General features: G+C 50.6%; 5 protein-coding genes. 2 read left to right on the forward strand and 3 right to left on the reverse strand.

From position 1 onward, the window contains the following. Window positions 1-11 precede the first annotated feature (11 nt). On the forward strand, window positions 12-2,081 hold the full coding sequence (locus BUB68_RS13165; RefSeq protein ID WP_073092284.1) for a polyribonucleotide nucleotidyltransferase: 2,070 nt from the start codon (window positions 12-14) through the stop codon (window positions 2,079-2,081). A 62-nt stretch (window positions 2,082-2,143) separates the two neighbouring features. Then, on the forward strand, window positions 2,144-3,001 hold the full coding sequence (locus tag BUB68_RS13170; RefSeq protein WP_073092287.1) for a hypothetical protein: 858 nt from the start codon (window positions 2,144-2,146) through the stop codon (window positions 2,999-3,001). 18 nt (window positions 3,002-3,019) lie between these two features. Here BUB68_RS13170 and BUB68_RS13175 read toward each other — a convergent pair whose 3' ends face one another. From BUB68_RS13175 to hypF, 3 genes are all read right to left on the reverse strand, one after another. Beyond that, complete coding sequence (locus tag BUB68_RS13175; protein ID WP_073092289.1) at window positions 3,020-3,817, reverse strand: tRNA 2-thiocytidine biosynthesis TtcA family protein; 798 nt, start codon at window positions 3,815-3,817, stop codon at window positions 3,020-3,022. Between the two features lie 112 nt (window positions 3,818-3,929). Further along, the gene (locus tag BUB68_RS13180) at window positions 3,930-4,205 is read right to left on the reverse strand and encodes a hypothetical protein (protein ID WP_073092292.1); all 276 of its coding nucleotides are present in this window, start codon (window positions 4,203-4,205) and stop codon (window positions 3,930-3,932) included. A gap of 104 nt (window positions 4,206-4,309) precedes the next feature. After that, a complete protein-coding gene (gene hypF, locus BUB68_RS13185) occupies window positions 4,310-6,586 on the reverse strand; it encodes a carbamoyltransferase HypF (RefSeq protein ID WP_073092295.1) in 2,277 nt (758 codons plus the stop codon). Between the last annotated feature and the right edge of the window lie 712 nt (window positions 6,587-7,298).

A 7,298-nucleotide genomic window follows, 5' to 3' on the forward strand; every position in this document is an offset into this window, starting at 1 on the left:
GGAGGAGAATTATGCAAAGTTTTGAAATGGAACTGGGCGGCCGCAAGCTGACGATTGAAACCGGCAAGCTGGCGAAACAGGCCAACGGTGCTGCCTTCGTCCGCTATGGAGATACGGTGGTGCTCGTTACGGCCACGGCATCCGCTGAACCCCGTGAAGGCGTGGATTTCTTCCCGCTGACCGTGGATTACGAAGAAAAGATGTATGCCGCAGGCAAGATTCCCGGCGGCTTTATCAAGCGTGAGGGACGTCCTTCCAGTGACGCAATCCTCTGTGCCCGACTGATTGACCGTCCCATTCGCCCGCTGTTCCCCAAGGGCTACCGCAATGATGTGCAGATAGTGGCTACGGTAATGTCCGTTGAGCAGGACAATGCTCCGGAACTGGCTGCCATGATTGGTGCGTCTGCTGCCCTCTGCATCTCCGATATTCCGTTCATGGGCCCCATTGCCGGCGTGCGTGTTGGCCGCGTGAATGATGAATTCGTCATCAACCCCACGGAAGAACAGCGCAAGGTTTCCACGCTGAACCTTACCGTTGCCGGCTCCAAGGATGCTGTGATGATGGTTGAGGCTGGTGCCAACGAACTGCCCGAAGATGTGATTCTCGATGCCATCCTCTATGGACATCAGGAAATCAAGCGCATCGTGGCTTTCCAGGAAGAGATTCAGCAGGCTTGCGGCAAGGAAAAGCGCATCACCAAGCTCTTTACCGTACCCGAAGAACTGGAAGCAGCTATCCGCGAATATGCCAAGGACAGACTCGATGAAGCTACCCGCAACCCGGATAAGCTCGACCGCGATGCCCATATCGCTGAAGTCAATGCGGATACCATGGAACATTTCCTCGTGGATTATCCGGAAATGGACAAGGAAATCGCGATGGCCCTGCATGATTTGGAAAAGGAAATCGTGCGCCATATGATTACCCATGAGAAGATTCGTCCGGATGGCCGTGGACTCGAAGAAGTACGTCCGGTCAGCTGCGAAGTGGGCCTGCTGCCCCGCGCACATGGTTCTGGTCTTTTCACCCGTGGCCAGACGCAGATCATGACGGTGACCACCTTAGGCCCGATGAGCGACGAGCAGATCATCGATGGCCTTGGCCCCGAGACCACGAAACATTATATCCATCATTATAACTTTCCCGGCTACTCTGTCGGTGAAGCAAAGCCCATCCGCAGCCCCGGCCGCCGCGAAATCGGTCATGGTGCGCTGGCTGAGCGTGCTCTGGTGCCGGTCATTCCGTCTACGGAAGAATTCCCGTACACCATCCGTCTCGTTTCGGAAGTCCTGGAATCCAACGGTTCCAGCTCCATGGGTTCTGTCTGCGGCAGCACCCTGTCACTGATGCAGGCCGGCGTACCCATCAAGCGCCCGGTTTCCGGCGTGGCTATGGGCCTGGTCAAAGAGGGGGATGCCTACACCATCCTGACGGATATCCAGGGCATGGAAGATGCGCTGGGCGATATGGACTTCAAGGTAGCCGGTACGGAAAATGGCGTCACCGCTATCCAGATGGATATCAAGGTGGCTGGTATCGACCGCAATATCCTGTCCTCTGCCTTGCAGCAGGCTAAGCGCGGCCGCGCCTTTATCCTGGGTAAGATGCTGGAATGCATTGATAAGCCGAATGAGGATCTGTCCCCGTATGCACCGCGTGTTGAGACCATCACCATCAAGGTGGACAAGATTCGCGACGTCATCGGTACTGGCGGCAAGGTTGTCAAGGGCATCATCGATGCTACCGGCGTACAGATTGACATCCATGAGGATGGCAATATCTTCATCTTCTCCGCTGATGCAGAGGGCATGCAGAAAGCCCGCAAGATGATTGAAGACATCGTCAAGGAAGTAGAGGTCGGCGAAGTCTACACCGGTACCGTAACCCGTCTGATGAAGTTCGGCGCCTTCGTGGAACTCCTGCCGGGCAAGGAAGGTCTCTGCCATATCTCCCAGCTGGCCAAACGCCGCGTGGAGAATGTGGAAGATGTAGTACAGGTGGGTGACCAGCTCGAAGTCAAGGTCGTTGAGATTGATGACAAGGGTCGTGTGAACCTTAGCCATAAAGTATTGCTGTAATAGAAAGAATAAGGGGCTTGAGGGCCCCTTTATTTTTATGGGAAAGGCAGTGAAAGATAAATATGCAGAATGGTGCCCTCACCAAAGAAATCAATGAAATCCTGACACAGGCAGTGGACCTGGCGCAAAATAAAAAAGTCGCCGAGGCAGAGGCGGCCCTGAAGGCAGAAATCGATAAGGTTGAACAGCTCAACCTCTATAATGACGGTCATGCTGATTATTATGACTTCAATACCCTGATGGAAATGGTCATGTTCCAGACGCAGCACTCGGAAATCCAGCCGGTGGCTGATATCGAAGAACCGCTGAACCGGCTTTATGCCATGTATGGTTCCATCCTGCTGGAGCAGGGCAAGCTGGATGAGGCAGAGGAAGCACTGGCCATTGCCATGGATTGGAATCCTATGAGTGCTGCCATTGCCTTTGAGCATGCGGAAATCTTCAAGCAGAAAAAGGATTGGGAGCAGTTCAAGGAACTCACGGTGGCAGTGTTTCCCATAGCCTATAAGCGCAAGGAAATCGCCCATTGTTATCGCAATTTAGGCTATTACTTCGTGGAAAAACAGATGTGGGATGAAGCTGTAGGCTGTTATCTGCTGAGCATGAGCTTTGCCGATGCCGAAGGCCGTTATCAGGCGGAAATGGAACTCAAGTACATCCATGAGGAAACCGAAGGTCAGGCGCAGAGACCGTCCATCGGCGCGCTGCGTTCCTATGGTGAAAAGTACGGTTTCCCTGTAGGGCCTGATGCTAAAATCATCGAAACTGCCATGCAGTACGGCAAGACCATGCTGGCCAATAAAAAGTATGAGCATGCCAACTATTTCCTGGATATTGCCTATAAGCTCACGGAAAATAAGGAATTAAAGGAATTGCTGGATAAAATAAATGCACAGGTCACGGCAAACCATAAGGCGTGACCTGCGCAAAAAAATCATTTATTTATTTTTATACTCAAAATATGTTTGGCGCATTTCGGCGCGGGTTTTGGCAGCAGGCCAAAGCTCCCCGAGTGCGCCTTTTCGCATGGCCGCGCCCAAATGATCGTAGACATCAGGAATGGTTTTTCCAAGACTGGCAATCAGTTCCTTGACCTCCTGCCGGCAGGTATTGCCATCATGTGGGCAGGGACTCTTGACCGGGTCGAAGCCGTGGATCTTGATAGCGTCCACCATTTCCGATTCCCGGAAGTAGACCAGCGGGCGGATGACTGTGAGTTGGGTGCGGTCAAGATAGGTGACCGGGGTAAAGGTATGGAGCTGGCCGGAATAGAGCAGGCTCATCAGGAAGGTTTCTACGGCATCATCATGGTGATGGGCATAGGCGATCTTATTCACGCCATGTTCCAAAGCGTAGCGGTTGATGGCGCCACGGCGGAAAAAAGCACAGGTAAAGCAGGGATTTTTCTCTGGGGTATTTTCAATCGTACCAGCAATGTCCACATCAATGATTTCATAAGGGATATCCAGCTCGGCCATGAAATCCTTGGCCCGTTCAATATCGAAAAGAGCAGGACGGCCATTTTCATCCTTGAATTGAGGATTGATGGTGAGTGCCGATAGCTTGAAGTCTTTGTGCAGGCGCTTCTTCAGGATGGACATGGCATAGGCCAGGAAGATGCTGTCCTTGCCGCCGGAAATTCCGAGCAGGATATGGTCACCATCGGCTATCATATCGAATTCGACAATGGCACGCATCAGTTTGCTGTAATATAATTGGGGAATGTTGAGGTTCATAAAGAGTCTCCTTATCAAAAACAAAAAACCGGCAATCAGCCGGTTCTTTTACTTGCTGTGATTTATCGAGATACGCCTGTCCGTAATATCCGTCCTTGATGATGGCCTGAATTCAAGCAGTTAAATTTACATGATTGCCGGTATCTGTTCCTACTCCGTAAGAAACCTGCACATGTTTGTCATACCGAAAAATAATCATAGCACCATCAGATAATCTCTTGGTAATCGTAGCGCTCTCCACAGTATTACGGTTACCAGAGTCATCTTGAAGCGTAGGATCATGGTGAAATAAATCCGATGATTTCGCTACGGCATCAACGGAAGCGACCCCCGATGCCATCAAATTCCAACGGTAGTTGAAATTGCCAATGCTGCTTGCGCCGCTCATAACTATCCCTCCCTTGCTTTTCGCAAACAGGACAGTATCTCTAAGCAAATTATAACACGAAAGCAACTTGTGGACAATTGTTTTTTATAATCTTTGCAGAATAATTAATTATGATTGAGATGATACATGGCTGCTGCAGCTTGTCCGAGACAAATGCCACCATCATTGGGCGGAATCAGGCTGTGACGCAGAACCGTGAAGCCGTGTTCCTGCAGTTGTGCTGAGACCAGTTCGACCAGCAGATGATTCTGGAACACACCACCGGATAGCGCAACTGTATTCAGGTGGGTATGTGTATTGGCGCGGACGCAGGCTGCCACGATAAACTGAGCCAGCTGCGCATGGAAGAGATATGCAAGTTTGCCGCAATCTTCACCAGCCAGCCGCTGCTTCAGCAAAAAGGCAAATATGTCATCAGTATTGGAGCTGGTGGCAGGGATGGGCAAATGATCCTTATGTTCATCGTGCCATTTCTGGGCAGCAAATTCCAGATACATGCTGGCCTCGCCTTCAAAGGTGGAATTCTTGCGGATGCCTAAGATGGCACTGACTGCATCAAAGATACGCCCTGCACTGGTACTATGGATGATATTGACCTCGTTATCCAGCATAAAAAACATGGCATTCAAATCATTGTCATTGCAAAGCTGCAGTTCCTGTGCAAGTGCGCGCGTTTCGGTCTGGCTGCCTGTCCTGTCATAAATCAGAGAGACGGCAATGCGCCAGCCTTCACGGCTCGCCCTATCGCCGCCCGCCTGACGGAAGGGCGTGATGGATTCCAGCCGCTCAAAACCTGCCAGATCCGCCCGCAGTATCTCGCCGCCCCAGATGGTGCCATCCGTGCCATACCCTGTGCCATCAAAGGCTACGCCGATAACAGGTTCATCATGATCATTTTCAGCCATACAGGAAAGGATATGGGCATAATGATGCTGAACCGGGAAAAGAGGCAGACCAAGCTCTTTGGCAATGGTTACGGTATTATAACGAGGATGCATATCGCAGGCAATCATCTGCGGTTCACATTCCAGCAGTTCTGTCAGGCGCCCGACGGTTTCCCGTAAAGCCTGCATGGTACGTAGGTCGCTCATGTCCCCTACATAGGGAGATGGGTAGAAGATATTGTCACTGCCCACACAGAAGGTATTCTTGAGTTCACCGCCAATGCCCAGCACGGCGCCTTGCCAGTCATTTTTGAGCATGAAGGGCAGGGGGGCAAATCCGCGGCTGCGGCGAATCATATAGGGCTTGCCATCGAGCCAGTCCATGACTGTGTCATCGGCCCGGATACGAATCTTGCGATTATGGGAGAGCATCAGATCGCAGAAGCCGTCAAGAGCAGAGAGCGCCCCCTCATCATCCCGGCAGATGGGAGCACCCGCCGGATTGCCGCTGGTCATGATCAGGGTATCGGGCATGGACAGTCCATCCGGATAGTCAAAAAGCAGCATATGCAAAGGTGCATAGGGCAGCATCACGCCGACTTTTGGATTGTCGGGCGCAACACTATCCACAATATGGCCAGTCGCTTTCCGTTTCAAGAGCAATATGGGTTTCTGATGGCCAGTCAACATTTCTTGCTGGTTGTATTCCAGCACGCATTCCCGCTTGATTGTTGCCATATCTTTGGCCATAATGGCAAAAGGCTTGACCGGGCGATGCTTCAGTTTCCGCAAGCGCTGGATGACTTTGTCATTGGTGGCATCGCAGCAGAGATGGAAGCCACCAATCCCTTTGATGGCGACAATGCCACCGTCAATGATGGTCTTGCGGGTGCGAGTGATTGCCTCTGTGCCCCGGATATCTTCCGCGCCGATAAGATAGACTTCCGGTCCGCAGTGATTGCAGCAGACTGGTTGTGCATCATAGCGGCGGGTTGCAGGGGAGTCGTACTCGGCCTGGCAATCCGGACACATGGGAAATTCCCCCATGCTCGTGCGCTCCCGGTCATAGGGCATGGAGTCCAGGATAGTCAGCCGCGGCCCGCAGGCTGTGCAATTGATGAAAGGATGCAGATAACGCTTATCCTGCGGATTGAAGAGCTCAGCCCGGCACTTGTCGCAGGTGGCGATATCCGGTGATACAAAGATGGAGCCTTTTTCCTTGGCACTTTCGATGATTTGAAAATCCTGATAGCGTTCTGGCTGGTTTAAAGACTGACGCGTCAATTTCAGGATGGAAGCCCGTTCTGGCGGTTCCTGCTCGATGGCGGTCAGAAAAGCATTTACGGCTTCGTCACTTCCCTGAGCAAAAACCTCGACATAAGGACCTTTGTTGCAAACGCTGCCATAGATATGAAAACGGGAAGCTAATCGTGCCACAAAGGGACGGAAGCCCACGCCCTGAACAATTCCAAAGACTCTTGCCTGATAAAGTGCCATGTCTGTCACTCACTTTCGTAGAAAATCTCTTTCCATTATACTATATTGAGGGTAGGTGAAAAAGGATTGAGTTAAATTTGCAATAGACAGAAAAATTTATAAAAAGGAAAATTTTTTGCGTAAAGGGGTATATTTTTTCTTTATAGTATGATACAATATAATTGTCGATAGGGGAGAGGCTGGATATCCCACCAGCCCCCGTAAAAACCTATCGGTCTCTTCTCTGGAAACATATCCCAGTTTCCAGTATCCCATTTCCTTACATCTTTTTATGAAAGAACCGGAGTCAGTGGAGTGATACCGGTTCTTTTCGTTTGCATGATATCTATTATGAGAAATATAAGTGGTAGGGGAAATGTTCGTTTATATATAGTAAACAAAAATAAACAAACTATTCTCAAATATTAAATATTTTGTTATAATGTACGTAACGAACCTACGGGAACTGCACTTTAGAAAGGTTGAGCCGAGAAAAGAGCCTCGTTTCTACGTATTCGAGGAGACATCGCCCTTACGGCTTGTAAAAATGTCCAAGGTTGACGTAGACACCTCGTTCAGCGGCAAAGCCGCCTACATGAAAATAGCAAAAACAAGTAACCTCAAATAGCATAAGCCTATGAGGTAGAGGGCGTAGTGCTGCGTCCAGTTGTGGTAGTTGCTGCGTAGACCGCTTGCTTGGTTCGGACTAATCCGATACTCGGCTTGTCGAGAG

It is taken from the genome of Pseudoselenomonas ruminantium, assembly GCF_900142515.1.
Classification (GTDB): Bacteria; Bacillota; Negativicutes; order Selenomonadales; family Selenomonadaceae; genus Selenomonas_A; species Selenomonas_A ruminantium_D.